This window comes from Pseudomonas frigoris (assembly GCF_047758635.1).
GTDB lineage: Bacteria > Pseudomonadota > Gammaproteobacteria > Pseudomonadales > Pseudomonadaceae > Aquipseudomonas > Aquipseudomonas frigoris.
The window spans coordinates 1,746,704-1,772,840 of sequence record NZ_CP180479.1 but is presented as its reverse complement, the minus strand read 5'-3'; the positions used below and the strand labels follow the sequence as shown (position 1 = coordinate 1,772,840).

General features: G+C 58.6%; 19 protein-coding genes, 3 tRNA genes and 1 riboswitch. Of the genes, 4 read left to right on the top strand and 18 right to left on the bottom strand.

Going from position 1 to position 26,137, the window contains the following annotated elements:
- Positions 1–85 precede the first annotated feature (85 nt).
- Positions 86–412 (top strand): Arc family DNA-binding protein, encoded by a 327-nt coding sequence (locus tag ACMXYH_RS07995; RefSeq protein ID WP_003178899.1) that lies wholly within the window; start codon positions 86–88, stop codon positions 410–412.
- A gap of 100 nt (positions 413–512) precedes the next feature.
- Here the strand turns inward: ACMXYH_RS07995 and mgtE are convergent, their stop codons facing one another.
- A complete protein-coding gene (gene mgtE, locus ACMXYH_RS07990) occupies positions 513–1,955 on the bottom strand; it encodes a magnesium transporter (RefSeq protein ID WP_150657158.1) in 1,443 nt (480 codons plus the stop codon).
- 319 nt (positions 1,956–2,274) lie between these two features.
- On the opposite strand from mgtE, the gene ACMXYH_RS07985 reads away from it, so the two are divergent.
- Positions 2,275–2,793, top strand: coding sequence for a cell envelope protein SmpA (locus ACMXYH_RS07985; protein ID WP_415766774.1), 519 nt, complete (start codon positions 2,275–2,277; stop codon positions 2,791–2,793).
- A gap of 19 nt (positions 2,794–2,812) precedes the next feature.
- Here the strand turns inward: ACMXYH_RS07985 and ACMXYH_RS07980 are convergent.
- The 7 genes from ACMXYH_RS07980 to ltaE form a co-directional block, all read right to left on the bottom strand.
- Positions 2,813–2,889 (bottom strand) — tRNA-Arg (locus tag ACMXYH_RS07980).
- A gap of 71 nt (positions 2,890–2,960) precedes the next feature.
- Positions 2,961–3,037: transfer RNA gene (locus ACMXYH_RS07975), tRNA-Arg, on the bottom strand.
- 107 nt (positions 3,038–3,144) lie between these two features.
- Positions 3,145–3,235: transfer RNA gene (locus ACMXYH_RS07970), tRNA-Ser, on the bottom strand.
- Positions 3,236–3,297: 62 nt separating this feature from the next.
- On the bottom strand, positions 3,298–3,486 hold the full coding sequence (csrA, locus tag ACMXYH_RS07965) for a carbon storage regulator CsrA (protein ID WP_002554426.1): 189 nt from the start codon (positions 3,484–3,486) through the stop codon (positions 3,298–3,300).
- Between the two features lie 187 nt (positions 3,487–3,673).
- On the bottom strand, positions 3,674–4,915 hold the full coding sequence (locus ACMXYH_RS07960; protein ID WP_129437628.1) for an aspartate kinase: 1,242 nt from the start codon (positions 4,913–4,915) through the stop codon (positions 3,674–3,676).
- A 91-nt stretch (positions 4,916–5,006) separates the two neighbouring features.
- A complete protein-coding gene (alaS, locus tag ACMXYH_RS07955) occupies positions 5,007–7,631 on the bottom strand; it encodes an alanine--tRNA ligase (RefSeq protein ID WP_415766773.1) in 2,625 nt (874 codons plus the stop codon).
- A 146-nt stretch (positions 7,632–7,777) separates the two neighbouring features.
- Entirely contained in the window at positions 7,778–8,782 is a 1,005-nt protein-coding gene (ltaE, locus tag ACMXYH_RS07950; protein WP_415766772.1) for a low-specificity L-threonine aldolase, read from the bottom strand.
- Between the two features lie 195 nt (positions 8,783–8,977).
- Positions 8,978–9,148: riboswitch (FMN riboswitch) on the top strand.
- Positions 9,149–9,250: 102 nt separating this feature from the next.
- Between ltaE and ACMXYH_RS07945 the strand changes: the two genes are divergently transcribed.
- A complete protein-coding gene (locus tag ACMXYH_RS07945) occupies positions 9,251–9,760 on the top strand; it encodes a 6,7-dimethyl-8-ribityllumazine synthase (protein ID WP_007943897.1) in 510 nt (169 codons plus the stop codon).
- A 143-nt stretch (positions 9,761–9,903) separates the two neighbouring features.
- Here ACMXYH_RS07945 and astE read toward each other — a convergent pair whose 3' ends face one another.
- The 7 genes from astE to ACMXYH_RS07910 all read right to left on the bottom strand — a co-directional run bounded on the left by astE (position 9,904) and on the right by ACMXYH_RS07910 (position 17,763).
- Entirely contained in the window at positions 9,904–10,914 is a 1,011-nt protein-coding gene (astE, locus tag ACMXYH_RS07940) for a succinylglutamate desuccinylase (protein WP_415766771.1), read from the bottom strand.
- 12 nt (positions 10,915–10,926) lie between these two features.
- Positions 10,927–11,214: a hypothetical protein gene (locus tag ACMXYH_RS07935; RefSeq protein ID WP_033056735.1), complete on the bottom strand. Its 288-nt coding sequence runs from the start codon at positions 11,212–11,214 to the stop codon at positions 10,927–10,929.
- A 21-nt stretch (positions 11,215–11,235) separates the two neighbouring features.
- Positions 11,236–12,582, bottom strand: a complete 1,347-nt coding sequence (astB, locus tag ACMXYH_RS07930; protein WP_033056736.1) for an N-succinylarginine dihydrolase — start codon at positions 12,580–12,582, stop codon at positions 11,236–11,238.
- Between the two features lie 142 nt (positions 12,583–12,724).
- On the bottom strand, positions 12,725–14,194 hold the full coding sequence (astD, locus tag ACMXYH_RS07925) for a succinylglutamate-semialdehyde dehydrogenase (RefSeq protein WP_165353308.1): 1,470 nt from the start codon (positions 14,192–14,194) through the stop codon (positions 12,725–12,727).
- Entirely contained in the window at positions 14,191–15,216 is a 1,026-nt protein-coding gene (gene astA, locus ACMXYH_RS07920; RefSeq protein ID WP_129437640.1) for an arginine N-succinyltransferase, read from the bottom strand. Before astA ends, astD begins: the two co-directional genes overlap by 4 nt.
- A gap of 83 nt (positions 15,217–15,299) precedes the next feature.
- Positions 15,300–16,319: an arginine/ornithine succinyltransferase subunit alpha gene (gene aruF, locus ACMXYH_RS07915; protein WP_008154316.1), complete on the bottom strand. Its 1,020-nt coding sequence runs from the start codon at positions 16,317–16,319 to the stop codon at positions 15,300–15,302.
- A 223-nt stretch (positions 16,320–16,542) separates the two neighbouring features.
- Positions 16,543–17,763 (bottom strand): aspartate aminotransferase family protein, encoded by a 1,221-nt coding sequence (locus ACMXYH_RS07910; RefSeq protein ID WP_129437644.1) that lies wholly within the window; start codon positions 17,761–17,763, stop codon positions 16,543–16,545.
- A gap of 287 nt (positions 17,764–18,050) precedes the next feature.
- Between ACMXYH_RS07910 and ACMXYH_RS07905 the strand changes: the two genes are divergently transcribed.
- The gene (locus ACMXYH_RS07905) at positions 18,051–22,916 is read left to right on the top strand and encodes a dermonecrotic toxin domain-containing protein (RefSeq protein WP_415766770.1); all 4,866 of its coding nucleotides are present in this window, start codon (positions 18,051–18,053) and stop codon (positions 22,914–22,916) included.
- 32 nt (positions 22,917–22,948) lie between these two features.
- Here ACMXYH_RS07905 and argR read toward each other — a convergent pair whose 3' ends face one another.
- The 3 genes from argR to ACMXYH_RS07890 all read right to left on the bottom strand — a co-directional run bounded on the left by argR (position 22,949) and on the right by ACMXYH_RS07890 (position 26,136).
- Entirely contained in the window at positions 22,949–23,929 is a 981-nt protein-coding gene (gene argR / locus ACMXYH_RS07900) for a transcriptional regulator ArgR (RefSeq protein WP_129437648.1), read from the bottom strand.
- Between the two features lie 302 nt (positions 23,930–24,231).
- Positions 24,232–24,996: an ABC transporter ATP-binding protein gene (locus tag ACMXYH_RS07895; protein WP_008154324.1), complete on the bottom strand. Its 765-nt coding sequence runs from the start codon at positions 24,994–24,996 to the stop codon at positions 24,232–24,234.
- Between the two features lie 27 nt (positions 24,997–25,023).
- Positions 25,024–26,136 (bottom strand): M14 family metallopeptidase, encoded by a 1,113-nt coding sequence (locus ACMXYH_RS07890; RefSeq protein WP_415766769.1) that lies wholly within the window; start codon positions 26,134–26,136, stop codon positions 25,024–25,026.
- Between the last annotated feature and the right edge of the window lies 1 nt (position 26,137).

Here is a 26,137-nt window from a genome sequence, read left to right as displayed (position 1 = left end):
TGAACATTTGGCCAGACCGCTTGTCCTATCAGACATCCTGCGGCCAATCCCGAGAACCGCTCCCCTGAACTAACCGGTTAAATATATGCGCCCATTGAAACAGGCAATTTATTCCAGCCGTACGGCTGACAAGTTCGTCGTACGTCTGCCAGACGGAATGCGTGAACGCATTGCCGAGGTGGCTCGCAATCATCATCGCAGCATGAACTCCGAAATCATCGCGCGCCTTGAGCAGAGCCTTATTCAGGAAGGCGCGCTGGGCGAAGAATTGAGCATGCGCCTGGACAGCCCGGAGCTGTCATTGCACGAACGTGAACTGCTGCAACGCTTCCGCCAACTCTCCCACCGTCAGCAGAACGCACTTGTTTCGCTGATTGCGCATGATGCCGAAATGGCCGCAGACGCTTCCTGATTTCATCCGAAAGTTCAAGCCAGCTTAATTGCTGGCTTTTTTTTGCCTGAAATTCAGGCATAAAAAACCCGCCGATTGGCGGGTTTCTGATGTCGGTAAGTCAGAGCAGGAAGATCGTCGCCAACCCGAGAAAGATGAAGAACCCGCCACTGTCCGTCATGGCGGTGATCATCACACTGGCGCCCATCGCAGGATCGCGCCCAAGCCGCGCCAGGGTCATGGGAATCAACACCCCCGCCAATGCCGCCAGCAACAGGTTGAGCGTCATGGCAGCGGTCATCACTACCCCCAGAGACCAACTGCCATACAGCAGATAGGCGACGACGCCGATCACACCGCCCCACACCAGGCCATTGATCAGCCCTACCGCCAATTCCTTGCGCATCAGGCGCGAAGTATTGCCGGTACTGACCTGATCCAGCGCCATGGCCCGAACGATCATGGTGATCGTCTGGTTACCCGAGTTACCACCGATACCCGCCACGATCGGCATCAGTGCCGCCAACGCCACCAATTTCTCGATGGAGCCTTCGAAAAGACCGATCACCCGGGATGCGATGAACGCGGTGATCAGGTTAATTGCCAGCCAGGCCCAACGGTTACGCAGGGATTTCCAGACTGACGCAAAAATATCCTCCTCTTCACGCAGACCCGCCATGTTGAGAACTTCGTTTTCGCTCTCTTCACGAATCAGGTCGACCATTTCGTCGATGGTCAGACGGCCGATCAACTTGCCGTTTTTGTCGACTACGGGCGCCGAGATCAAGTCGTAACGTTCGAACGCCTGAGCAGCGTCATAGGCGTCTTCGTCCGGATGAAAACTCACCGGGTCGCTGGCCATGACTTCAGAAACCTGTTTTTCCGGGTCATTGACCAGCAAACGCTTGATTGGCAGCACGCCCTTGAGCACGCCGTCGTAATCGACCACGAACAGTTTGTCCGTGTGGCCAGGCAGCTCTTTGAGGCGGCGCAGGTAACGCAAAACCACTTCGAGGCTGACGTCCTCACGGATCGTCACCATCTCGAAGTCCATCAGCGCACCGACCTGCTCCTCGTCGTAGGACAACGCAGAGCGTACGCGCTCACGCTGTTGACCATCGAGGGTTTCCATCAGCTCGTGGACGACGTCTCGCGGCAGCTCGGAGGCCAGGTCAGCAAGTTCGTCGGCGTCCATGTCCTTGGCCGCAGCCAGGAGCTCGTGATCATCCATGTCGGCGATCAGCGTTTCACGAACCGAATCGGATACTTCGAGCAGAATGTCGCCGTCGCGATCGGCCTTGACCAATTGCCAGAGCGTCAGACGATCGCCCAGCGGCAAGGCTTCAAGGATGTAGGCGACGTCGGCGGAGTGCAGATCATCGAGTTTGCGTTGCAACTCGACGAGGTTTTGTCGGTGAACCAGGTTCTCGACCCGGTCGTGATGCGGACCTTCCTGGCGGTGAGTCAGGTCTTCGACCACCCGCTGACGCTGCAGCAGCTCAACAACTTGAGCGAGGCGGTCCTGCAAGCTTTCCTGCGTTTTCTTTACTTCAACTTCAGACATAGGCGAACTCCACTCCCAGCAGCGGGGCACGCCGGAAGGATCAATCAGTCAATTCATGATTGGAAAAACGGGGTACTGAGTAACTACTGGGTAAGTCCATGGAGGTATTCCACAAGCCCCGGCGGGGCTGACGGGCGCAATGATACACCGCCCGACGGTTTTAAACGTTAAAAAATCGTGGCTGAAACAAGCGCTTGCAAGACAAACCTGAGCACTGCCTGATCCATCAAACTGCGACGACTCATCCTGAAAAGAAAACACACCACAGCCGAAAAATGTAACGACTACCCTTCAGATGGACCGTCATGGAGGACGTTTGATGCGATCGAATGCACATTATTTTTTATTGATCACCCTGCTCTGCCCGTCGCCCTGGGCGCTTGCCACGACCGTTCACCGCTGCGAGGCGGCCAACGGGCGCATTACCTTCACTACGTTGAGCTGTACGGCCGGAGACAGCCTTTCGCTTCAGGATGTCCGCACCTTCACACCGGGCAGCGTGACCGCTCTCATGCCGGAAGCCGGCATTCGCGAAACATCAGGTATGAAAATCAAAAGGAGAGATCCGACCGTCGTCGGCAAGACCGAGGACAAATGTGGAAACCTCATCAGCGCTAAAGAACGCCGCGAAGCGATCACCAATCAGCGGATTGTTGCCGGCATGAGTCAGCAGGATGTCGAGAGCGCCCTTGGCAAGCCAGACAAGATCAGTATTCGCAATTCGGCCACGAGCTACCGTTACGACACCCAGCGAGGTCGTAGCGCACACGTTGAGTTCGATGAGAGAGGATGCACCAAGGGTAAAGCCAAATCCCAGACGGCAAAAAGCCCGCGTTAAACGCGGGCTTTTTGGTGTTTGGTGCACTCGACAGGATTCGAACCTGTGACCGCTCGGTTCGTAGCCGAGTACTCTATCCAGCTGAGCTACGAGTGCATTTGTGTTTTTATACCAGATCACAACTGGTTGAAGCCAAGTCATTCACATTACTGCAAACAACTCTTAAATGGTGCACTCGACAGGATTCGAACCTGTGACCGCTCGGTTCGTAGCCGAGTACTCTATCCAGCTGAGCTACGAGTGCATTTGTTGCCGCGCATTATAGGCCGTTTAATCTCTATGTAAAGCACTTTTTCTAGTAATTTCAAACACTTACCGAAGAAGCTAGATTACAACGTACTACGCAAATAATGGCGGAGAACGGGGGATTCGAACCCCCGACACCCTTTTGAGGTGTACTCCCTTAGCAGGGGAGCGCCTTCGGCCACTCGGCCAGCTCTCCGCAACACGGGGCGTATATTAACCAGCTTCTTCCCCGTTTGCAAACATAAAAAACGATAAAAATTAATGGCTTGGTTCTTCGTCCTTCTCTTTCTTTATACGCAGGTAAATTTCCTCACGGTGGACCGCAACCTCTTTCGGGGCGTTGACACCAATACGCACTTGATTTCCTTTGACGCCGAGCACGGTCACGGTGATTTCGCCATCACCAATAATCAGGCTTTCTGCGCACCGACGAGTCAGAATCAGCATACCTTTCTCCTCACGCATTTCATTTCAGGGACAACAGTCTGCAAAAAAAAGGCACTCGACCTACAACCGGAACGATCGCAGCCCTACATGCCTGAGTATTGACTAGCGCGAGCAAAAGAACAGCCTCGAGTCGCACCATTCAAAAAAACAAAAGGGCGCGGTCAGACCGCGCCCTTCGGTTAACGCATCACTCGCCCTGACGGGCCGGTGCGTCCAGTTCGAATGCGGTATGCAGAGCGCGCACAGCCAGCTCCAGATACTTCTCTTCGATCACTACGGAGACTTTGATTTCCGAAGTCGAGATCATCTGGATGTTGATGCTTTCTTTCGCCAGGGATTCGAACATGCGGCTGGCCACACCTGCGTGGGAGCGCATGCCGACACCGACGATCGACACCTTGGCAATCTTGATGTCGCCAACGACTTCACGGGCACCGATCTCGCGAGCGGTGTTTTCCAGCACGGTTTGCGCGGCCTGGAAGTCATTGCGATGCACGGTGAAGGTGAAGTCGGTGGTGTTATCGTGCGCAACGTTCTGCACGATCATGTCGACTTCGATGTTCGCGGCACTGATCGGGCCGAGAATCTTGAACGCAACGCCCGGGGTGTCTGGCACGCCACGGATGGTCAGCTTGGCTTCATCGCGGTTGAAAGCGATGCCGGAAATGATCGGCTGTTCCATGGTTTCCTCTTCATCAATAGTAATGAGGGTGCCCGGACCCTCCTTGAAGCTGTGCAGTACGCGCAGCGGAACGTTGTACTTGCCGGCGAATTCCACCGCACGGATCTGCAACACCTTGGAACCGAGACTGGCCATTTCCAGCATCTCTTCGAAGGTAATCTTGTCCAGGCGCTGAGCCACGGACACCACACGCGGGTCGGTGGTGTAGACGCCGTCGACATCGGTGTAGATCTGGCATTCGTCAGCCTTCAAGGCTGCCGCCAGGGCCACGCCGGTGGTGTCGGAACCGCCACGACCGAGGGTGGTGATGTTGCCGTGCTCGTCGACACCCTGGAAACCGGCGACAACAACCACACGACCGGCCTTCAGATCGCCACGAATCTTCTGTTCATCAATCTGCAAGATACGCGCTTTATTGTGAGCGCTGTCCGTCAGAATCCGCACCTGACTGCCTGTGTAAGACACCGCTGGCACGCCGCGCTTGATCAGCGCCATGGCCAACAGCGCAATCGTCACCTGCTCACCGGTGGAGACGATTACATCCAGCTCACGAGGAACTGGTTGGCCGTCGCCACTGATTTGCTTGGCCAGATCGATCAGACGGTTGGTTTCGCCGCTCATTGCAGACAGCACAACCACCAGGTCATCGCCGGCCTCGCGGAATTTCTTAACCTTGTCGGCGACCTGCTCGATTCTCTCGACAGTGCCGACCGAGGTGCCTCCAAATTTCTGTACGATCAAAGCCATTTCAAAGCCGCCTCTGCCCATGAAGGGCGCCCAAATAATCACTCAAACAGCGTTCGGGCCCGCCACTAGACTGCGGGCCGGACACACTGCCTTATAAACCCTGCTCTACAAATGGAACAGTCAGGGCCAATGCCGCATCCAGTGCGCCAGCGTCAGTACCACCGCCTTGCGCCATATCTGGACGACCACCGCCCTTCCCGCCCACTGCCGCAGCGGCTTGCTTCATCAAATCACCGGCTTTGAGTTGGCCAGTCAGGTCTTTGGTTACGCCTGCAACCAGAACGACCTTTTCCTCATGGACACTGCCGAGCAGGATCACTGCGCGGCCGAGTTTGTTTTTCAGTTGATCGACCAGCGCCAGCAGCGCCTTGCCGTCCTGACCGTCCAGACGCACGGCCAGCACTTTCACGCCTTTGACATCCAGGGCAGAAGCCGACAGATCGTCGCCCGCCGCGCTGGCAGCCTTGGCCTGCAACTGCTCGAGTTGCTTCTCCAGCAGACGGTTGCGCTCCAGCACAGCCGACAGCTTGTCGATCAGGTTGTCGCGGCTACCCTTGACCAGGTTGGCCGCTTCCTTGAGTTGTTCTTCAGCAGCGTTCAAGTATGCCAGCGCCGCGGCGCCAGTGACCGCTTCGATACGACGCACGCCGGAAGCCACACCGCCTTCACTGATAATCTTCAGCAGGCCGATGTCGCCGGTACGGTTGGCGTGGATACCACCGCACAGCTCGACGGAGAAATCACCGCCCATGCTCAGTACGCGCACATTGTCGCCGTACTTCTCGCCGAACAGCGCCATGGCGCCCTTCTGCTTGGCGGTTTCGATATCGGTTTCTTCGGTTTCAACTTCGGAGTTTTTGCGAATCTCGGCGTTGACGATGTCTTCCAGAGCCTTCAACTGCTCAGGTTTGATGGCTTCGAAGTGGCTGAAGTCGAAGCGCAGGCGCTGACTGTCGACCAACGAGCCTTTCTGCTGAACGTGCTCGCCCAACACCTGACGCAATGCCGCGTGCAGCAAGTGAGTCGCCGAGTGGTTCAGCGAAGTCGCGTGACGCACTTCGGCATCAACATGAGTCTCTACCGGCGCGCCGATGGTCAGGCTGCCCGACGCCAGCACCCCGTGATGCAAGAAGGCGCCACCGGTTTTGGTGGTGTCGCGTACGTCAAAGCGCGCGTTGCCGACCTGAAGGAAACCGCAGTCGCCAATCTGACCGCCGGATTCAGCGTAGAACGGCGTCTGGTTCAGTACGACCACACCCTCTTCGCCTTCGCTGAGTACGTCGACCGACTGGCCATCTTTATAGAGACCAACGACTTTCGCCGAACCTTTAGTCGCTTCATAGCCGGTGAATTCGGTGGCCTCATCAACCTTGACCAGGCTGTTGTAGTCCATGCCGAAGGAGCTGGCGGAACGGGCACGGACGCGCTGGGCTTCCATTTCGCGCTCGAAGCCTTCTTCGTCGATGGTCAGGCTGCGTTCGCGAGCGATGTCGCCGGTCAGGTCCATCGGGAAACCGTACGTGTCGTAGAGTTTGAACACTACGTCGCCCGGCACCACGTCGCCTTTGAGCTCGGCCAGATCCTGCTCGAGGATTTTCAGGCCCTGCTCCAGGGTCTTGGCGAACTGCTCTTCTTCAGCTTTCAGTACGCGCTCGATGTGCGCTTGCTGGGATTTCAGCTCAGGGAAGGCTTCGCCCATCTCGGCGACCAGTGCCGCAACGATCTGGTAGAAGAAGCTGCCCTTGGCGCCCAGCTTGTTGCCGTGACGGCAGGCGCGACGAATGATCCGGCGCAGCACGTAGCCGCGACCTTCGTTGGACGGCAGCACGCCGTCGGCAATCAGGAAACCGCACGAGCGAATGTGGTCGGCGACGACTTTCAGCGACGCCTGATTGTCGTTGGTGCAGCCGATGGCCTTGGCCGATGCGCTCAGCAGGCTCTGGAACAGGTCGATTTCATAGTTCGAGTGAACGTGCTGCAGCACGGCACTGATCCGCTCCAGGCCCATGCCGGTATCGACCGACGGCGCTGGCAGCGGGTGCAACACGCCATCGGCGGTGCGGTTGAACTGCATGAACACGTTGTTCCAGATTTCAATGTAACGGTCGCCGTCTTCTTCCGGCGAGCCCGGTGGGCCGCCCCAAATGTCGGCGCCGTGATCGTAGAAAATCTCGGTGCAAGGACCGCACGGGCCGGTATCGCCCATGGTCCAGAAGTTGTCGGACGCGTACGGCGCGCCTTTGTTGTCGCCAATACGAACCATGCGCTCGGCCGGAACGCCGATTTCCTTGGTCCAGATGTCGTAGGCCTCGTCATCGCTGGCGTAGACGGTGACCCAGAGCTTTTCTTTCGGCAGGTTCAGCCACTTGTCGGACGTCAGGAAGTTCCAGGCGTAGGTGATCGCATCGCGCTTGAAGTAATCACCGAAGCTGAAGTTACCCAGCATTTCGAAGAATGTGTGGTGACGGGCGGTATAACCGACGTTTTCCAAGTCGTTGTGCTTGCCGCCGGCGCGCACGCATTTCTGGCTGCTGACCGCGCGGGTGTACGCGCGTTTTTCCTGGCCCAGGAAGCAGTCCTTGAACTGGTTCATCCCCGCGTTAGTGAACAGCAGGGTTGGGTCGTTGCCCGGAATCAAAGAGCTGGAGGCTACACGGGTGTGGCCTTGCTCTTCGAAGAAGCGAAGGAAGGCTTCACGGATTTCTGCGCTTTTCATTAGGTTCTTCCACGGAGGCTGCGGCCAAAGGCCTGTGCGAAACGTCAACAGACGAAGCGACGGCAAAGGGCCGCATTATATCGGCCCTGCGCGCGGGGTACAGCGTGTTTATACGATAGAAACGGTCAATTGGACCGCTAACGCTATCAGTTGCGCGAAAACTCGACGAATGTCGCGACGACCTGCTCGATTTGAGCACGGCTGACGTCCATGTGCGTGACCATGCGCAGACGTCCGGCAGCGCTCAGCTTGATCCCGCGTTCGGCGGCAAACGCCTTGATGGCCTCGGCCTTGTCGCCCATCTGCACGTAAACCATGTTGGTCTGCACCGGCTCAACCTCGTAACCCGCCGCTCGCAAGCCTTCGGCCAGCAACTGCGCATTGGCGTGGTCGTCAGCCAGACGCTGAACATGGTTATCCAGCGCGTACAAACCTGCCGCCGCCAGAATCCCGGCCTGGCGCATGCCGCCGCCGACCATCTTGCGCAGGCGTCGCGCCTTGCCGATCAACTCGACCGAGCCACACAGCACCGAACCGACCGGCGCGCCCAGGCCTTTGGACAGACAGACCGAGACGGAATCGAAATACTGGGTGATCTCGCGGGCATCGACACCCAATTTGACCGCCGCGTTGTACAGCCGCGCGCCGTCCAGGTGCAGCTGCAACCCATGTTCACGGGTAAAGCTTCGAGCCTGCGCCAGATACTCCAGCGGCAAAACCTTGCCCTGCATGGTGTTTTCCAGCGCCAGCAAACGGGTGCGGGCGAAGTGGAAGTCATCCGGTTTGATCGCAGCTGCCACGTGCGCCAGGTCCAGCGAGCCGTCGGCCTGCACTTCCAGCGGCTGTGGCTGGATCGAACCGAGCACGGCCGCACCGCCGCCTTCGTACTTATAGGTGTGAGCCTGCTGGCCGACGATGTATTCGTCACCGCGTTCGCAGTGGGCCATCAAGCCCAGCAGATTGCTCATGGTGCCCGTAGGAACAAACAGCGCTGCAGCAAAACCCAACTGATTCGCAAGCTCGGCTTCCAGTCGATTGACCGTCGGATCTTCGCCGTAAACGTCGTCACCGGTGGCCGCTGTGGCCATCGCGTCGAGCATCCCTGCGGTCGGTTGGGTGACGGTGTCGCTGCGAAGATCAATAACGCTCATGAATCTGGCCTCGGTAAGCAGGGAAAATCCCTTTCAGTCAGGAATTACTGCGGTCATGCCGACGAATAATCAACCCTTGGGTACGAAAAGGCTTCTTGAACTGACGAAAAAATCGATAGCAATCATCAGATAGCAGCAATGCACAGGTGAGAAATATGTGTTAAAAACGCTTCGCCGCCAAACAATCTGGCGGCAAAACGTTCTCAGGGCGGGGTGCAACTCCCCACCGGCGGTAATTGCGCGCAATGCGCATAGCCCGCGAGCGCTTGGCGACAGGCACGGCAATGGCTGTGATGGCGGCAAGGTCAGCAGACCCGGTGTGATCCCGGGGCCGACGGTCATAGTCCGGATGAAGAGAGAACGGGATTGGCGCCAAAGGGCCGTCCGCAGGCATTCGTGCGAGCGTGCGTACCCTTAAATCCCATTCGATTCATATGCCCTGTTTTTTACATAAACAGGAGTCAGAACATGCAACCCACCGCAATCGATAGCAAAAGCAAAAACCATCAGGGCGAGCGCGTTGCGTTCATCCAGGCCTGCTGGCACAAGGAAATCGTCGATCAGAGCCGTAAGGGCTTTGTGGCCGAAATGATTGCTCAGGGTTATCAGGAATCGGAGATCGATTTCTTCGAAGTCGGCGGCGCCTTTGAAATACCGCTGCACGCCAAGCTGCTGGCCAAGTCCGGTCGTTATGCCGGCATCGTCGCGGCGGGCCTGGTGGTCGACGGCGGGATCTACCGCCACGAATTCGTCGCCCAGTCGGTGATCAGCGGTTTGATGCAGGTTCAGCTGGAAACCGAAGTGCCGGTGTTCTCGGTGGTCCTGACCCCGCACCACTTCCATGCTGGCGAAGAACATCAGAAGTTCTTCTTCGAGCACTTTGTGCATAAAGGCCAGGAAGCGGCGAAGACGTGCGCGGATACGCTGCACAAAATGCGTGCATTGCGTCGTAGCGAGCCACGTGCGGTAGCTGTCTAAACGCTTAACCTGTGGGAGCGAGCTTGCTCGCGATGGCGGTTTAACATTCAACGATGATGTCGTTTGTTACTCCGCTATCGTCGGAACGACGCCCGGACCAAGCTCGCTCCCACATGGGTTTTATGCCTGGCTTGAGATCAGGCTCAGGCGAGGTTTTCGTCGGTAGTCGGCACAATCAGGATGCCGGCGCGCAGGCCGTTCTTGACCTTGGGGTTCGGGAAGATGATCCGGGCACCCTCCTCCTCAATGATCCACCGGGTCTGGGCGATGTCTTCGGCCAGCAGGTAACCCACTTCCAACTCCGAAAAGTTCTCGATGTCCGCTGGCAGGTTCAAGCGGAAGCTATCGCTGTGCTTGATGATTTCTCGCGCCACGCTAAACAGCTGCAAACCGTCCAGCGCCTCTTCGGTCTGGGCCGGCTCGCTGCCTTCGATGATCTGTTTGAGGCGAGTTTCCAGCAGATCGACGTTGACCCCATCGTTCTGCCCGAATGGCCGCGCCTTGCCCAACTCGAGGGTAAAGGACTCCGCACCGAGCTTGTCGTAGGTATAGGAGCTGAAAACGATGGACGGCTTGTTTTGCAACAACACTGCTTCCATGCCGGCGGCACGCAGACGCGCCAGTTCCAGGCGTGAATGCTGACGGCCTTCTTTCCAGGGATACAGCGCGAACTGCTCGATTTTCGAACCGCGAATGGCCGTGTGCAGGTCGTAGTGCAGACGGTTGCGATCCGGCAGGCTGAAGAAACTCGCCGCCAGCCGCTCCAGTTCACAGGCGCGCAGGGCTTCGGAGCCGCTGCTTTGTTCGTGACGGCCGTTGAACAGCCGGTTGACGTCCTGCTCGATGAAACGCTCGCCTTTGCGAATCGCTTCCGGGTTGCCGAACAGGAACAGAATACGTGTACGCGGCTTCAAATCGCCGCGGGCGAGGTCATGCAACAGGCGATCGAGCAACTCGATCGGCGCTGTTTCGTTGCCATGGATGCCGGCCGATAGCAGCAGGTCCAGGCCGTTGTCGCGAGCTTCAGGTGGCCGAACTTCCAGCGCACCTTCGCTCAACCAGCGCATGCGCACGCCTTCGACAGTCAGTTGAGTCTTCTCCGCCGGTTCGCGGCCGGCGAGGGTCAGTTCAAGCAGTTTGCCGAGGGCGAGCATAGAGCGGTTTCCTTAGTGGTCGTGTGCGCAATCCGGGCCGTGCACGTGGTCTTCGTCACCGACTTCAGCCGGTTCCATTTCCAGTTGCAGACTTACCAGATTAGTCGCCAATGGGCGCAACAGCAGGTTTGCGTACTCAGCGTCACCTTCTTCGACGTCCACGCCGATCAGCAATTGGCCGCGGCCGTCTTGCTGAATCCACAGCTCTTTGCCTTGCCACATGACCGCGACGCGGGTGCAGGAAGTTTCCAGTTGCGTGCCGTCGGTGTCTTCAAGGATCAGCTGCAGGGTATCGCTCATGATTTTTTACGCTCTCGACGTTCAATTGATCTGGAATGGATAAACCGCGCCCAGTTTAAGGATTTGTGTCAGTTCATCCAGTGCCGTCCGGCACTCAAGCAGCAATTGCGGGTCCGCGAGATCGTTTTCGGTCATGCGGTCGCGGTAGTGCTTGTCGACCCATTCGGTCAGCGTGCCGTACAACGGCGCCGTCATGATAACCCCTGGGTTGACGGCCGCCAGTTCGGTTTCGTTGAGCGCGACGCGCAGTCGCAGGCAAGCCGGGCCGCCGCCGTTCTGCATGCTCTGCTTCAAATCGAACACTTTCACTTCGCGGATCAGGCCGCCAGAGCTGGTCAACCCTTGCAGGTACTGCCAGACACGCTCGTTGCCTCGGCATTCTTCCGGCACGATCAACAGCATCGAGCCGTCAGGACGCGACAGCAGTTGGCTATTGAACAGGTAGGAACGAACGGCGTCTTCCACGGTGACCGCGGAACGCGGTACGCAGATCGACTGAAATTTCCCACCGACTTTGGCGAGTTTGCTCTGCAATTCGGCCAGCATCTGCTCGGTGTCGAGGAACGCATCCTCGTGATAGAACAAAACTTCGCCGTTACCCACCGCGATCACATCGTTGTGGAACACGCCCTGATCAATCACCGAAGGGTTCTGCTGAGCGTAGACCACGCCGTCATCGCTCAGGCCGTGCAGGCGGGCAACCGCCTGGGAGGCTTCGAGGGTCTGGCGTGCCGGGTATTTCTGCGGTGCCGGGTAACGGGTGTCGAACGCGCTGCGACCGAACACGAAGAACTCGACGCCTGCTTCGCCGTATTCACGGCAGAAACGGGTGTGGTTGGCTGCGCCTTCGTCACCGAACTGCGCCACGGCCGGCAAGGCGGCGTGATGAGCGAAGTGCTTCTGGTCAGCGAACATCGCCCCCAGCACGCGACTGGTGGTCGGGTGTTCGATGCTGCGGTGATATTTGCAGTTCAGGTTGGCCGCGGTGAAATGCACACGGCCATCCGCGGTGTCGGCGCTCGGGCTGACAGTGGCGGCGTTGGCCACCCACATGCTCGACGCAGAACAACTGGCGACCAGCAGCGGCATCGCATCTTTAGCCGCCTGTTCGATCACCTGAGCGTCGGTACCGCTGAAACCCAAACGACGCAGGGCTGCCACGTCCGGGCGTTCCTGCGGGGCCAGCACGCCCTGTTGAAAGCCCATTTCCATCAGCGACTTCATTTTCGCCAGGCCTTGCAGCGCGGCTTCCTTCGGGTTCGAAGACTGCTGGCTATTGCTCTGGGACGCGACGTTGCCGTAGGACAAACCGCCGTAGTTATGGGTCGGCCCCACTAGACCGTCAAAATTGACTTCATAGGATTTCATCAGCGAGGCTCCACGAGAATCTGTTGTTATAGGCTTCAGTAACTAACTGTTCAGTGCGACCGAGTCGCGGCCATCGCGAGCAAGCTCGCTCCCACAGGGAAATGCATTCCAATGTGGGAGCGAGCTTGCTCGCGATTGGGCGTTACGCCATTTTCACGCCTGGCGTAAGGGTCGCAGGCATCACCAGGCTCGGCGTTTCCAGCGAAGCAACCGGGTACGCGCAGTAATCTGCCGCGTAGTAGGCGCTGGCGCGGTGGTTGCCCGAGGCGCCGACACCGCCGAATGGCGCGCTGCTCGCAGCACCGGTCAGCTGTTTGTTCCAGTTGACGATGCCAGCACGGCTTTCCAGCCAGAACTGCTGATAACGCGCTTCGGAATCCGACAGCAGACCGGCCGCCAGGCCATAGTCGGTGTCGTTGGCTTCAGCGATCGCCGCCTCAAAATCAGCGTAGCGGATCACTTGCAGCAGCGGGCCGAACAGCTCTTCGTCAGGGCGATCAGCCACTGCCGTGACGTCCAGAATGCCCGGGGTCAGCAAGGCGGCTTGAGCCTGTGGTTGAGTCATTTCCAGCAATGCTACTGCGCCGTTACCCAGCAGATGTTCCTGCGCATCCATCAGGGCTTTCGCAGCGCCGAGGGAAATCACCGAGCCCATGAACGGTGCCGGTTGCTGATCAAACGCGCCGACTTCAATCGTACGGCTGACCGCCACCAGACGCGCCAGCAGCGTGTCGCCCCAGGCGCCCTGCGGCACCAGCAAGCGGCGTGCACAAGTGCAACGCTGACCGGCGGAAATGAATGCCGACTGAATGATGGTGTAAACGGCAGCATCGAGGTCTGCGACCTGATCAACGACCAGCGGGTTGTTACCGCCCATCTCCAGCGCGAGGATCTTGTCCGGACGACCGGCAAACTGTTGATGCAGGTGATTGCCGGTGCGGCTGGAGCCAGTGAAGAACAAACCGTCGATGCCTGGGTTCGCCGCCAGGGCGATACCGGTTTCACGAGCGCCTTGCAGCAGGTTCAACACGCCTGCCGGCAGACCGGCTTCGATCCAGCACTTGACCGTCAGCTCGGCGACTTTCGGCGTCAGCTCGCTGGGTTTGAACAGCACGCTATTACCGGCCAGCAGCGCCGGCACGATGTGACCGTTCGGCAAGTGACCCGGGAAGTTGTAAGGCCCGAACACCGCGACCACACCGTGTGGCTTGTGGCGCAACACGGCGGTGGCGTCGCCCAACGGGCCGCTCTTCTCGCCGGTACGTTCGCGGTAGCTCTGCACCGAGATCGCAATCTTGTTGACCATGCTGGTGACTTCAGTCGCCGCTTCCCACAAAGGTTTGCCGGTTTCCTCACCGATAGTGCGAGCCAGTTCGTCAGCATTGTTCTTCAGCGCGGCGGCAAAGGCCTCCAGCACTGTAATGCGCTCTTCCAGGGTACGCCGGGCCCAGCTCGGGAATGCCTGGCGCGCGGCTTGCACGGCCGATTCAACCTGAGCAGTGGTAGCGCCCTCGCCGGCCCACAGCACTTGCTGGGTGACCGGGTTCAGCGACTGAAAGGCTTCACCCTGGCCGGCCAGCCATTCACCTGCGATGTATAGCGAATTCATTATTTCGACTCCCTGGCAGCGGACAACGGAACGGCGCGCACTTGATCGCCGGCGTTGAGTTGAAGACGTTTGGCAGTCAGTGGATCGACCACCAGCGTACCGGCGGCGAAACGTGCAGGAGCAGCAGTGATCCGGCAGTCTTCGCGCTTGCGGTTATGAATCAGGAACGGCGTGGCGTCGTCACCCGGCGTGCCGATGGCCAGCACCAGCGCCTGGCTGTCGCGCACTGCGCGGATCTTGCCGGTTTCACACTCCACCGCAGGACCGGCGTCGAAGATGTCGACGTAGCCCTGATAGCTGAAACCTTCGCTTTTGAGCATGGCCAACGCCGGCTCGGTGTCCGGATGAACCTGGCCGATCACGTTGCGTGCATCTTCCGACAGGAAGCAGGTGTACAACGGGAATTTCGGCATCAGTTCGGCGATGAAGGCCTTGTTGCCCACGCCGGTCAGGTAGTCAGCCTGGCTGAATTCCATCTTGAAGAAGTGACGCCCCAGACTTTCCCAGAACGACGAACGCCCGGCTTCGTCGGACATGCCGCGCATCTCGGCGATGATCTTGTTGCCGAACAGCTGCGGGAACTCGGCGATGAACAGCATCCGCGCCTTGGCCAGCATGCGACCGTTAAGGCCAGTGCGGTAGTCGGCGTGCAGGAACAGCGAGCACAGCTCGGAATTGCCGGTCAGGTCATTGGCCAGGAACAGCGTTGGAATTTCGCGATAGATGTTCAACTCTTGCGAAGCGCTGACGGTCAGGCCAACCCGGAAGTTGTACCAAGGCTCACGCAGACCGACGGCTCCAGCGATGGCGGAAATACCCACCACGCGGCCGTCATCATCTTCGAGCACGAACAGGTAGTCCGCATCGCCCCGCCCGGCTTCGCCGCGGAAGGTCTTCTCGGCCCAGCCGACCCGATGGGCCAGACGCTCTTCATTGGCCGGCAAGGTGGTCAGGCCGGTGCCGGTGCTGCGGGCCAGGTCGATCAGAGCGGGTAAATCGCTGCTGCGTACGGGACGAACGATCATGCTATCTCCTCAAACGGGTCGCAGACGCCACCCGTGAAACTTCGCTGCTTTCTAGGCAATTCTCTCTAGGATTAAAGCAGGCGCTAAACCGCCACCAGGCGCACGCTGGCACCTTCACCGACGCCCAGGGCTTCGGCCGCTTCAAGATCCAGGGTCACGGGTTTGCCCGGCGCGTAATCGAGCTCAAGCAAAACGGCGCGGTAATCCTGCAACTGGGCGTTGGCCACCAGGTACTGACGACCGGCGCCTTTGACCGGCTCGCCGATTTTCACCGGGACTACCCGGCTCTGAGCGATCGAACGGATCCCCGAGACACGGGCGTGCAGGGTCGGGCCGCCGTCGAAAATGTCGATGTAGTGATCGGTCTCGAAGCCTTCGCGCATCAGTATGTCGAAGGTGATCTGCGCCCGCGGGTGCACCTGGCCCATCGCTTCTTGAGCGGAGTCCGGCAGCAGCGGCACATAGATCGGGTAATGCGGCATCAGCTCGGCCAGGAACGTCCGGCTCTTCAGACCGCACAGACGCTCGGCAGCGGCGTAGTTGAGGTCGAAGAAGTTGCGGCCGATGGCATCCCAGAACGGCGAATCACCATTTTCATCGCTGTAACCGACGATCTCGGTCACCACCGAATCGGCGAAGCGCTCCGGGTGGCTGGCGACGAACAGCAAGCGACCACGGGAGTTGAGTTCCGACCAGGCCGAACCCACCAGCTCCGGCAGCACGTAGAAACTGGTCAGCAAACTGTTGCCGGTCAGGTCGTGGCACTGGGAGAGCACATGGATCTTGTTGTGAATCTTCAGCTCGCGAGAAGCGTGCACAAAGGTTTCATTACGGAAGCTGTAGAACGGCTCGGAATAACCGGCCGACGCAACGATGGCCGAGCAGCCCACCAGTTTGCCGGTGGCGGTGTCTTCGAGGACGAAGAAATAGCTCTCTTCACCGTTGAAGCTGACTTCGGCGGCGAACGAGGCTTCGCTTGCTGCGATCTTGTCGCTCAGGCGTTCAACGTCATCCGGCAAGGAAGTGACACCAATCGGGCTGTCCGCAGCCAGACGCTGTACCTCGCCCAGATCAGCCATTTGCGCGGGGCGCATCACCAGCATGGTGTCACTCCTTTCTAAAAATTCTTTGAGGAAAATAAGCCGGGCGAGCATTCAAGCTACTCAGTGTCCAGTGTGGGAGCGGGCTTGCTCGCGAAGGGGTCAAAACATTCAACATCAATGCTGAATGTCAGTCCGCCTTCGCGAGCAAGCCCGCTCCCACATTGAATCTGGCCCGGCATAAAAATTTGGTTCGACGCCTGAAACTCAGGCGTCGAAGGGCCTATCAGGCTTGAGTCAGTTTGGCTGCGGCGCGTTCGAAACGGTCCAGACCGGCATCGATATCGGCGTCTTCAACCACCAGGCTTGGCGCGAAACGAACCACGTCCGGGCCGGCTTGCAGAATCATCAGGCCTTCTTTTTCAGCGGCGTTGAAGATGTCCTTGGCCTTGCCTTTCCAGGCATCGTTCAGCACGCAACCGATCAACAAGCCCATACCACGGACCTGGGTGAACAGGCCGTACTTCTCGCCGATCTGCTCCAGGCGAGCCTTGAACTTGTCGTGCTTGGCGTTGACGCCGGCCAGTACTTCAGGGGTATTAACCACGTCGATCACAGCTTCAGCGACAGCGCACGCCAGCGGATTGCCGCCATATGTGGTGCCGTGAGTGCCGACGACCAGGTGTTTGGCCAGGTCTTCGGTGGTCAGCATCGCGGCGATCGGGAAACCACCGCCCAGGCTCTTGGCGCTGGTCAGGATGTCTGGGGTCACGCCGTAATGCTGGTAGGCGAACAGCTTGCCGCTGCGGCCCATGCCGGTTTGCACTTCGTCGAAAATCAGCAGCGCGTTGTGCGCGGTGCACAGTTCACGGGCGCCTTGCAGGTACTCGAGTTCGGCCGGGATCACGCCGCTCTCGCCCTGGATCGGCTCCAGAACCACAGCGCACGTCTTGTCGGAAATGGCGGCTTTCAGCGCGGCCAAATCGTTGAACGGCACGTGGGTGATACCGGTGATTTTCGGACCGAAACCGTCGGAGTACTTCGACTGGCCACCGACGTTCACGGTGAACAGGGTACGACCGTGGAAGCTGTTGAGCGCGGCGATGATTTCGTACTTCTCGCTGCCGAAACGATCGAAACCGACGCGACGGGCCAGCTTGAAGGCGGCCTCGTTGGCTTCGGCGCCGGAGTTGCAGAAGAACGCGCGGTCGGCAAACGTGGCGTCGATCAGCTTATGGGCCAGGCGCAAGGCCGGCTCATTGGTGAAGACGTTGGACACGTGCCACAGCTTGTTCGCCTGCTCGGTCAAGGCAGCGACCAGCGCCGGGTGCGCATGGCCCAATACGTTAACGGCAATCCCGCCGGCGAAGTCGATCAGCTCGCGGCCAGACTGGTCCCAGACGCGGGAGCCGGCGCCACGAACAGGAATGAAAGCGGCAGGCGCGTAGTTGGGAACCATTACCTGGTCGAAATCGGCGCGTTGTACCGCAGCGTGCTCAACGGACATCGGAGTCTCCTGATGAGGAACACTCGCCTGAAACTGGCGAGCGATGGGGGGATTGTAAGGACAGTTTTCAGCCCGGCCTTGCCGCCAAGCGACAACTTCTTATAGCGCAAACCCCGGTTTTTCCCGGGTTTACGGCAATGCGACATATAGGGTCGCAAAGGCGCAGTTTAAACCGCCGGCACAGGTTATAGGCAGGCTTGTCGAACGGTGCGGTAAATATGTACCGCACGGAACCGATCATCGTCTGTTTTGCTGGCGGCTCATCCAAAACGCTAAGGGAATAGCGCATGAGCCAATACGAGAACGATCGCCTTTCCACTACTGGAGGCAGTGAATCCGCTACGCAGCCGGACGATCACTACCATCACCTGTTCAACAATCTGCCAGTCTGGGTATTAGAAGCACCGTCCAGTACGCATAGCGCCCTCAAGAACGCCACGCTTATGACGCCGGACTGGCATGGCACCGCAACACCGCAGCAGCACCAATCGCTGAAAAAGATCAGTCAGGAACACTGGACCCATCGAAATCGTCTGGACTCAATGCTGTCGAAGCTGCAAAGCGCACAAGCCTTTGCCGAACCGCTGCTGAGCGACGCCCTGAAAACCCGGTTTGACCTGGAACTGGACGTCAAAACCACCTTCCTGCGCCTGTATATCCCTCAAACCGTGCCGCTTTTCGGAATCAAGACTGGCGCCGCGCGCACCTGGACCGTGTCGATGCTCGACGCCGCCCTGCATAACTTTCAGGAATCGGAAACAGCGGCAGGGGCTTACGAGTCAGCCTCGACGTTCATCACCAAACCTTCGCCCTCAGGGCAGTTCGATACGCTGCCGGCGGTCAAGCAAAAGCTCACTATCCCGGCCTTTGCCCGGTTATGCCGGGAACTGGATATCGGCGCCCGGTACAACGCTTACCTCAAAGACAATCTGGGGCCGTCCAACCCGGTGGCCGGTGCGGTGTTGAAATCGAAGGTGATCGGCTCGCACAAAACAGCACTCCAATCTGCGCTGCAGATGGCGCAAGTCCGAAAGGATATTTCAGCGGATGCCCATCTCTCGATCCTGCGCATTCTGGAAGGGCGTTCGGGTGCTCGACTGGATGGGCAGCCGCTATATGGTCACGATTTGACAATGATGTCCTCCTCACTGACCGGCATTGTCATTTTCGCGACGAGCCTGGAGCGAGCACGCACGGCAACACGGATCATTGCCTACATTCCCGATGATCCAGAGCATCCTCTCAAGGAATACCCGAATACATTGGCGTTCATGGCCGAGTTGACCCGCAAACTGCGCTCGCCCGCTTATCAAACGTTCTTCAGTCGCTTCGTCGACCATAAGGAAAGAGGACATTTTTTCGCGGACCTCAACCGTCGCCTCCAGAGCGTGACCTGGCATCAACACCGACAGGGCGACCCACTGCCGAGCTGGCGCGAAACGCCCATCGACAAGCCTGATCTGCGATTTTCGGCGATCCCGTTCAGAGCGGACCTGTGGAACCATCTCTATCAGCGACAGCTGAACAAGATCCTCAGCGATGCAAGCACGCTCGCCGTCTCCACCGCCACTGCCGACAGCAACGCGCGATGGGCATTGTGGAATGCCTTCAGCAAAGTGGCCTCGACAATCCTTGAAATCGCGACGTTCGTTGCGTTGCCTTTCGTCCCGTTTCTCGGCGAATTGATGTTGGGCTACATGGCTTACCAGTTACTCGACGAAACCTTCGAAGGCATAGTGGACCTGGCTGAAGGGCTGAAAACAGAAGCGTTCGGGCATCTGATGACGTTCGTCGAAACGGTGGTTCAGGTGGGGACATTTGCGGTGGGCGGCGCCATCGCTGCCCGAACCCTCAGCCGTCTGCTCTCTCGTGAAGCTATTGCGCTTGTCGACCCACTCAAACCCGTCACAACGCCCGAAGGAAAAACCCGCTACTGGAAGCCGGATCTCAAGCCTTACGAACAAGCACTCATTTTGCCCGAAGGAGCAAAACCCGATCACCTCGGCCTCTATCAAAACGAGGGCAAGACGCTGCTGCCATTGGAGGGAAAACTGTATGCCGTGAAGCCCGACCGCGTGCCAGGCACGTTTCAGATTAAGCATCCGAACCGAACTGATGCCTATCAGCCGCCTCTGCTGCATAACAACCACGGCGCCTGGCACACGGAACTGGAGCAACCGCTGAACTGGGACCGGGAAAAGGTCATGCGCCGCCTCGGCCACAGCGTCGAGTCGTTCACCAGCACCGAGCGCGAACAGATCCTGCGGATCAGCGGTTACCACGACAACGTAATGCGCGAAATGCATGTCGAACATTATCGCCCGCCTTCGCTGCTGACAGACACGATCAAGCGCTTCAGGATCAACCGGGACATCGAAACCTTTATCGAACAGATCGGCAGCGACCAGCCCGAGCGCTATCGCAAGGCCAATCTGATCCTGCAACATCAATTACTGAGCAGCTACGACGATTGGCCTGTCGACACGCCAATGCCGGCACCGGAAACCCAAACGCAAGCATTCAGAAAACAAACGGCCGCACTTGCCCTGAAGCATCACAAATCGCTGTTCGATACACGCTATCGCGCGCAGGAGAAAACCGACAACGTGCAGGTCCAGCGACTGCTCGACGACGTGCATGGATTGCCGACCGATGTCGCGCAAGAGCTGGTGAGCAATGCAACCGGGACCGAGTTACGCCAGCTGCACAACGGTCGCGCGCCCCAACGGCTCAAGGAAGCAGCACTAAAAGCCATGGAGGCCGTACGCGCAACCAGAGCCTGTGAAGGCCTTTATTCCGACGTTCTGGACAACACCGACGCCCACCGACTGGCCTTGCAAAGCCTGAGTTCCCTGCCCGGTTTTCCCGCCGAGCTGCGTATCGAAGTGAGGGATTATGCCCATGACGGACTTGTGCGCGACAGCATTGGCCAGTCCGATGCACCGATCGTGAAAACACTGGTGCGCGCTGAAGACGGCACTTACCAGGTTTATCAAGACAGCGAATCGGTGCCCGGTGATTTTTATCAGGGACTTTTTCAGGTGCTGCCGCAAGCACAGCGCAATGCGTTGAACCCTTCTATAGCAAACGCTCAGTCACTCAAAGTACGCATCGCCGAACATGCATTGAACCAACCGGCACTGCGCAAGCTGTTCGCAAAAAATCCCCATCGAAAACCGTTCTACGATCCGACGACCATGCGCTTACCCGGCGGCACAGAGGGTTACAGGCGCAGTTACGCCCCGACGCCATCTCTCAACGACCGGGTTCGCGAGGTTTACCCCAGCCTTTCCGAGGAGGAACTCCAGTCTGTTGTTGTCCAGTTACAAACGCATCCCGATGGCGCACGCACGGAGCTCTCACGCCTGTCCAGCGAGCTCTCGCGACTGCATCAGGATCTGAACACCTGGCTAAACGACTCGCCCACTGTTCACCCGCGAACCCGGGCCCCTCTGAGCGAATTGGAACAACAGGCCGCTCGACACAATCGCAGGCTGCTGGCCCAGGAAATCCAGCGCAGCTGGCGTCGACAATCAGAGCGAGACTTCGATGGCCCGAATGACACGCCGCGCTACACACTCAGATTTGCCGGGCCGATTCTTGGCGATCTACCGACGCTGACGGCCGATTTCCCCCATGTGTCATTGCTGTCCCTTGAAGGCAGCAATGCTGTGCAGGGTGTTCCCGAGTTTCTTCAGCGCTTCAACAGTTTGCGCCACCTCGATTTAAAACGCTTTTCCCTGACCTCCCTCCCCGAGGCCATTCCTCGAATGAAGGACCTTGATACGCTGGTGTTAAGCGATTGCGGAATCAGGTTCGACGCAGCCAACTGGGCGAAACTGTCTTCATTGACCAAACTGGTCATGCTGGATCTGCACCAGAACCCGTTCACTATGGTGCCCAGTGTCGAATCCATGCCTGAGCTTGTTCACCTGGACCTGAGCCGTACCGGTCTGACCAACATTCCCGACAGCGTAGTTCGCCACCCTAAACTCGATACCGCCAAGCTGCTACACAACAGGATCAGTGAACTGCCTTCGCAATTATTCGAAAGCCCGGTGTACACCAAACGCGCAATACACCTGACGCACAATCCGCTTTCGGATAACGCCCGACAACTGATCAAGCATCACTACTTCGACAGCTCATACGATTTGGGTATCTATGCCCCAGAGGCGGACATCAACCGAGTCAGGGCGCTGTACCCGAACCTGGAGGTCGAACAGGCGAGCGAGTTTGTCTATGAACTGTCAGGCACCCTGGCAGACGGCCGGATCGAGCTGACAAACCTTGAAGCAGAGTTGGCACAACTGAGCAACGACTTGGCGGCATGGACCGCCGACCTTCCGGCCCAACACCCGTTGACGGGCGCACCGTTCACCGCCCAACAACAGCTTGTCGAGCACATGAACCGCGACCAGTTCAAACAGACACTGGAGCAGTGCTGGCGGCATGAAAGCGAACAGGATGATTTCAATGAGGCGCTGGAGCCCACCTATGAACTCGTTTTCGATTCCTACATCAACGGCGACCTGCCTACCCTGAACGCCGACTTCAGTCATGTGACATCGCTGGGGTTACGCAGCGCCGACGGAGTGACCCGCGCCGGGCATTTTCTGGAGTCTTTCCCCAACCTCAAAAGCCTCAAGCTTCGCGCCTGTAATCTGGGCAACATTCCCGATGCGGTGTTCAAGATGGGTCAACTGCGGTCGCTGTCGCTCCCTGAATGCCGCGTCAGACTGTCAGCGGAATCGGCAAGTGCGCTGGCGGGAATGGAACATCTCGATTATCTCGATCTGGCCCACAATCCCCTGGGGCAAACGCCTGACCTGAGTCAGATGATGGAGCTCGCGACCGTACTGCTGAATGACACCGGTATCACCGAAATACCGCACGGCCTGCTGCAAATGACAGAGCTGGACTGGGCCGACCTCAGTGGCAACGCCATCACCGAAGTCCCCAGCGACGTACTGGAACTGCCGGTGGAAATCGCTGAAAACATCAGTTTTCGAGGTAATCGGTTTTCCGAAGAGAGCCTGCTACGGCTGATCGGTTACTTCGAACGGACGGGCGTGGACTTTGGCGTGGAAGAGGTGATCAATCGAGGTGAGATGGATATCTCGACTTCTGAAGGCTCCGACATGGAGGAATAAATCAGCCTTCAGCCGGTGGCGTGGTTGCTCTGTCACCCACGCTCCGAGGGCACCGACGACAGTTCGAACGGGCTGCTGCTGCGCCGCTGGTTGCGATCTTCCCGCGGCGTGGCGCCGAAGAAGTTGCGGTAGGCGCTGGAGAAATGCGGCCCTGAGGAGAAGCCACACGACAGGCCGATCTGGATGATCGACTTGCTGGTTTGCATCAACATTTGCCGGGCCTTGTTCAGGCGCAGTTCCAGGTAATACTGGCTCGGCACACGGTTGAGGTATTGCTTGAAGATCCGCTCCAGCTGCCGACGGGACACGCACACATGCTGGGCGATTTCGTCGGTGGTCAGCGGCTCTTCGATGTTGGCTTCCATCAGAAGCACGGCTTGCGTGAGCTTCGGATGGCTGGAACCGAGACGATTCTGCAGCGGAATGCGTTGGCGTTCGCCACCCTCGCGGATGCGCTCGACCACCAACTCTTCGGATACCGCACCGGCCAGCTCGGCGCCGTGGTCGCGGGCCAGCACGGCCAGCAACAAATCGAGTACCGACAGGCCGCCGCACGCGGTCAGACGATCGCGATCCCAGTCGAACAGATGGCTGGTAGCAATGACTTTCGGGAAGCGTTCGGTGAAATCGTCCTGCCAGCGCCAATGCACGGCAGCGCGATAACCGTCGAGCAAACCCAGTTGGGCCAACGGGTAAACACCGGCAGACAAACCACCGATCACGCAGCCAGCACGCACCAGTTGTTTCAGCGAACTACTGAGCGCCGGCGCGAGCGTAGTCGGCGGCTCATCGGCGAGCAGGAACAGTTTCTGGAAGTTCTCGAGCTTGCCGGCCCACGGCTCACCCGGCAATTTCCAGGCGCCTTCGGTCGGCGGTTCGGCCTGCAAAAACGACAGTTCGTAGACAACGTCCGGATGCACACGCTGGGCAACACGCAAGGCCTCCTCAGCCAGCGCAAGCGTTAGTGCTTTAGTGCTGGGCCAAATCAGGAAACCAATTCGATGGGCAGTCATGGCGGGCAATCCGAAACGAAAACAGTGTTAAAGGCATGGGCCAATGCTAGCCCGTAAATGAACGCAAATCTCAAAACCAACAGAGATCAAATGTGGGAGCTGGCTTGCCAACCCCTGTAGGAGCTGTCGAGTGAAACGAGGCTGCGATCTTTTGATCCTGGCTTTTTAAAAGATCAAAAGATCGCAGCCTCGTTTCACTCGACAGCTCCTACAGGGGTTGGCAAGCCCGCTCCCACAGGGAATCGGGGCCAGCCTCTAGATTGCGAAGCATGCACTATCCCGGTGCGCAACGGGAGATCGGTTTACTTGAGGCTACCCGAGAGGAATTGTTGCAGACGTTCGGACTGTGGATTGACCAGCACCTCACGCGGGTTGCCGCTTTCTTCGACGACACCTTTGTGCAGGAACACCAGTTGATTCGACACTTCACGGGCGAAGCCCATTTCGTGCGTCACCACCACCATGGTCCGGCCTTCCAGCGCCAGGGCCTGCATGACTTTCAGCACGTCGCCAACCAGTTCCGGGTCGAGTGCCGATGTCGGTTCGTCGAACAGCATCACCTCGGGTTCCATCGCCAGCGCACGGGCAATCGCCACACGCTGCTGCTCGCCGCCGGACATGTGGCCCGGATAAGCGTCTTTACGATGAGCCACACCGACCTTGTTCAGGTAGTGCTCGGCTTTTTCACGGGCTTCAGCCTTGGACATGCCGAGCACGTGGACCGGCGCTTCCATGATGTTTTCCAGCGCGGTCATGTGCGACCACAGGTTGAAATGCTGGAACACCATCGACAGGCGCGAACGCATGCGTTGCAGCTGTTTCGGGTCGGCCGCCTTCAGCGCGCCGTCCTTGTTGGCGACCAGTTTCAGCTCTTCGTTGTTGAGCAGAATCTTGCCCGCGTGCGGCTGCTCCAGCAGGTTGATGCAGCGCAGGAAAGTACTTTTGCCGGAGCCACTGGAGCCGATGATGCTGATCACATCGCCAGCCGCCGCTTTCAGGGACACGCCCTTGAGCACTTCGTGACTGCCATAGCGTTTATGCAGGTCTTGGACTTCAAGTTTGTACATGCGGTCGGTTCTCACAAAAACAGTCAGTCAGTCGTTGAGCAAGCGCCCGTGACGCAGCGCTTCGCGCCCCGCCACCTTGGCCAGCCAGAAACCGGGTTGGGCATAACGCAGCCGTTCAATGGCAAACAGCACCCCGGACGTACCAGCACACACCGTGCTGACCCGATCCGATAACGGATCGATCACTTCGAAAATCTCATCGCCGGCTTCAATCCATTCACCGGGTTTACGCAAGAAACTGATCACGCCAGGGTGTGGCGCAAACAGTAATTCGGTGCCTTCGAACGGCATGCCTTCGCAAGCATCTTGCGCAGGTTTTGGCCATTCGCCGCTGATCAGGCCTTGCTCGGCGAGGAACGCCAGAATGCCTTCGGCGTAAGCCATCGCTTCTGGGCGACCGGTATCGGCCTGACCACCTAATTCAATGGTAGTCGCCAGGCAGGCCAAGGGAATCTGCGCATCAGGAAACAGACGCGACAGACGCAACCACGGCAGCGAGCACGCTTCGTCAAACGAACTGCCGCCAGAATCTTCCGCCAGCAGCCCCACCTTTACGTTCAAGTGCGCGGCCAACGAACGCCATTGCGGCCAGTGTTGCGGCAAGGCGTACATGTGCAGCGCCGCTTCGGCATCGCAATGCAGATCAAGCACCACGTCAGCGGTGCAGGCATGACTGAGCAAAATGCGCTGCATGCCTTGCAACTGACTGGCGGCTGGTGGCAATGCGGCGAGCACATCGTTCATGGCCTGACGGATCAGCTGAATATTGGCGTGCGGATCATCACCCAGGCGCCCTTCCAGCTCGGCGGCCACTGGCCCGCTCAGCTCGACGAAATCCCGGTTGAAGTTCTTGCCGCTGCCCGCCTCAAAACGCCCTTGATGACTGCCCTGAAACAGTTGGCCGAGGCCCAGTGGATTGGCCACCGGCACCAGTTCGATCACACCGTTGAGCAAGCCTTGGGCTTCAAGTTCGGTCAGGCGCTTTTTCAGCTCCCAGGCCGTGCGCATCCCCGGCAGTTCATCGGCGTGCAGGCTGGCCTGGATGTAGGCCTTGCGCTCGCCACTACCGAAGCGGAACACCGAAATCTGGCGTTCGCTGCCCAAGTGGCTCCACGGCAATGAATGATCGATGCGTTCCATA